At 20.8% G+C, this 3,392-nt stretch carries 3 protein-coding genes and 1 pseudogene; all 4 read left to right on the top strand.

Annotated features, from left to right (window positions below; all coding sequences use genetic code 11):
• On the top strand, positions 1–1,413 hold a 1,413-nt coding region (locus D9V70_RS03300), incomplete at its 5' end, for a class I tRNA ligase family protein (RefSeq protein ID WP_253254796.1).
• Positions 1,414–1,445: 32 nt separating this feature from the next.
• Complete coding sequence (gene holA / locus D9V70_RS02295; protein ID WP_158356130.1) at positions 1,446–2,441, top strand: DNA polymerase III subunit delta; 996 nt, start codon at positions 1,446–1,448, stop codon at positions 2,439–2,441.
• A 41-nt stretch (positions 2,442–2,482) separates the two neighbouring features.
• Positions 2,483–3,126: pseudogene (gene nadD, locus D9V70_RS02300) on the top strand (nicotinate-nucleotide adenylyltransferase).
• A 77-nt stretch (positions 3,127–3,203) separates the two neighbouring features.
• The coding region (tusA, locus tag D9V70_RS02305) for a sulfurtransferase TusA (RefSeq protein WP_158356294.1) at positions 3,204–3,392 on the top strand (189 nt) is incomplete at its 3' end.

The following is a 3,392-nucleotide window of genomic DNA, read 5'->3' on the forward strand; positions in this document are numbered from 1 at the left end:
TCTCAAAATAGCATAGAAAAAATAAAAAACATACTATTTAAAAAAAACATATTAGAAAACAAAATTCATTATAAATTACAAGATTGGTGTATATCAAGACAAAGATATTGGGGAACACCTATTCCAATGGCAAAACTAAATAATGGTGAAATAATTCCAATACCTAAAAATCAACTACCAGTTCTTTTGCCTGTCATTAGAAAAAATAATAATTCATTAAGAAAGACTATTGATCCTAGTTCCAAATGGGCTAAAATTTCTATTAATAATCAAAATGCTACTAGAGAAACAGATACTTTTGACACATTTATGGAATCATCTTGGTATTATGCACGATACACCTGTCCTGATTTCAAAGAAGGGATGATTGATTTAACAGCATCAAATTATTGGTTGCCTGTTGATCAATATATTGGAGGGATAGAACATGCAACCATGCATTTAATATATTTTAGATTTTATCATAAGTTATTACGTGATTTTAAACTAGTTAGTTCGAATGAACCTGTTAATAATTTATTGTGTCAAGGCATGGTACTTTCTGAAGCTTTTTATGAAATTGGAAAAAACTCAGAACGAAATTGGATTAATTCATCATTAGTTTTAAAAAAACGTAATTCAAAAGGAGAAATTATTAATTCATATACTAAAAAAGGAAAAAAAGTTATTTATGCAGGAATGATTAAAATGTCTAAATCTAAAAATAATGGTATTGAACCTGAATCCATAATACAAGATTATGGTGCTGATACTATTCGTTTGTTTATAATGTTTGCTGCTCCTATAGAATCTTCTTTAGAATGGAAAGAATCTGGTGTACAGGGAATACACCGTTTTTTAAAAAAACTTTGGACACTAATTTATAATTATATTAAAGTGAAAAATACACATTCACATATGTGTTTTTATTCTTTAAATAAACAACAAAAAGAATTACAATATCAATTACATAAAACTATTGCTAAAGTATCAGACGATATAGATCGTCGTAAAACATTTAATACAGCTATTGCTTCAATCATGAAACTAGTAAATAAATTAGTAAATGCCCCAATAGAAAAAGAACAAGATAAATCTATCATGAGAGAATGTTTAATTGCCATAATAAAAATGCTATATCCATTTACACCACATTTCTCTTTTATTGCTTGGCAGCTTTTATATAAAAAAACAATTATTGATAATGAAAAATGGCCAATATATGATAAAGAAATACTTTTAAAATCAAGAAACATTATCATTATTCAAATAAATGGAAAAAAAAGATGTACTTTAAAAGTAAACGATAGTTTCAATAAACAAGAAATAATTATACAAGCAAAAAAACAAGAAATTATTAGAAAATATTTAAAAAATATCTTGATAAAAAAAATAATATATATTCCTAATAAAATAATAAATTTTGTGATCTAAATAAAACTCACAATAAACTAAAATTAATTAACATGAATATCATACAAACATATGAAATAAAAAAAAATTTAATTAAAAAATTACATTTTTGTTATATATTTTTAGGAGAAGATCTTTTTTTATTAGAAAATAATCAACGTTTAATATTAAATTTTGCTAGTAATAAAGGGTTTACGGAAATTATTAAAATCGATATAGAAAAATATCAAGATTGGGAAAAAGTTTTTGATTTTTGTAAAAAAAGAAATCTATTTTTTATAAAAATAACCTTAATTATTAATTTTATTATTAAAACATTAAATAAAACATTAGTTAAAAATATTAACGAAATAAATAAATTATTTTGTTTAGATATTTTAATAATCATTAAATTTAATCATTTGTCTTTTTTAGTTGAAAAAAATAACTCATTTAATACATTAAAAAATCATTCTGAGATTATTTCTTGCTTTACACCATATAATTTAAAATTTATTAACTGGATAAAATATGAAATTTATGAAAAAAATATAAAATTAGAAGAAAAAGCATTTTCATTGCTATGTAAATATTATGAAGGTAATACTTTTTTTATACATAAAACTTTAGATTTATTATTAATAAAATGGCCTAACACTACTATTACAGTGCCAAAAATTAAAAAAATTATTCTTAATTTTTTTAATTTTTTACCATGTCATTGGATTAATGCTATACTTCAAAATCATCAAAAAAAAGCAATTTATATTTTAAATATATTTCATAAAAAACAATGTAATCCCCTCATATTAATAAGATCTTTACAAAAAGATTTATTCATAATAATTTATGCACAACGTGAAAAAAAAAATAATATCAATATATTTTTAAAAGAAAATAACGTTTGGAATACGAGGTTTAACATTTTTAAAAAAGCTATTAAAAGAATAAATTATGCAAAATGTTTAAAAGCAATAAATATTCTTTTAAAGATAGAAATTAATATTAAAAAACAATATAACAATTCTATATGGATTCAATTATATGAATTAACTTTAACATTATGTTAAATTAAAAAGAATATTTTATTAACAAAATGAAAAACAAAAAAATGAAAAAATTATATGCAATATTTGGTGGTAACTTCAATCCTATTCATTATGGTCATATTTATTCTTCTGAAAGATTATCAAAAGAAATATCTATTAGCAAAATAATATTTTTACCAAATAATAATCCTCCACATAGAAAAAAAACAAAAACATCTATTATTGATCGGATCAAAATGATTAAATTAGCTATTAATGATAATCCATTATTTCAAATAAGTTATTTAGAAACAAAAAAAAAACATATTTTTTATACTGTAGAAACATTAAAAAAAATTAGAATGAACATAGGTATTTCACAATCTTTATGTCTTATAATAGGAGAAGATAATCTTCAAAACTTATATCTTTGGAAAGATTGGAAAAAAATACTACTATACTCACATTTATTAATTTGTCCTAGAATCCATATTAAAAAAAAAATTGTGAATTAGAAACATGGATAAAATCTAATAGTATTAAAGATTATCATTTACTTCATGAAAATTCACATGGATTAATTTTTTTTTCAAATATAGATTCTATTAATATTTCCTCTAGTGAAATTAGAAAAAATTATTTTAATAAAAAAGATTCTAATAAACTCTTACCATACAGTGTAAATCAATATATTTTATCAAAAAAATTATACACATATGAAGAATAGTAATGTTTTTCATTCAATATAAAAAAATTATTCAATAATATTTAATAAATTTAAATAATACTTTTTAAATTAAAAAAATGAAAAAATATAATATTATGCTAAATTTAATCGGATTAAGATGTCCAGAACCAATTATGATTATTAGAAAAACATTACGTAGTATGAAAAAAAATGAAACAATATTAATTTTAGCAGATGATCCATCTACAAAAAGAGATATTCCTAGTTTCTGCTATTTTATGGAACATCAATTATTAGAAAATAAA

This window comes from Buchnera aphidicola (Lipaphis pseudobrassicae), from assembly GCF_005081185.1.
In the GTDB taxonomy this organism is placed as follows: domain Bacteria; phylum Pseudomonadota; class Gammaproteobacteria; order Enterobacterales; family Enterobacteriaceae; genus Buchnera; species Buchnera aphidicola_AD.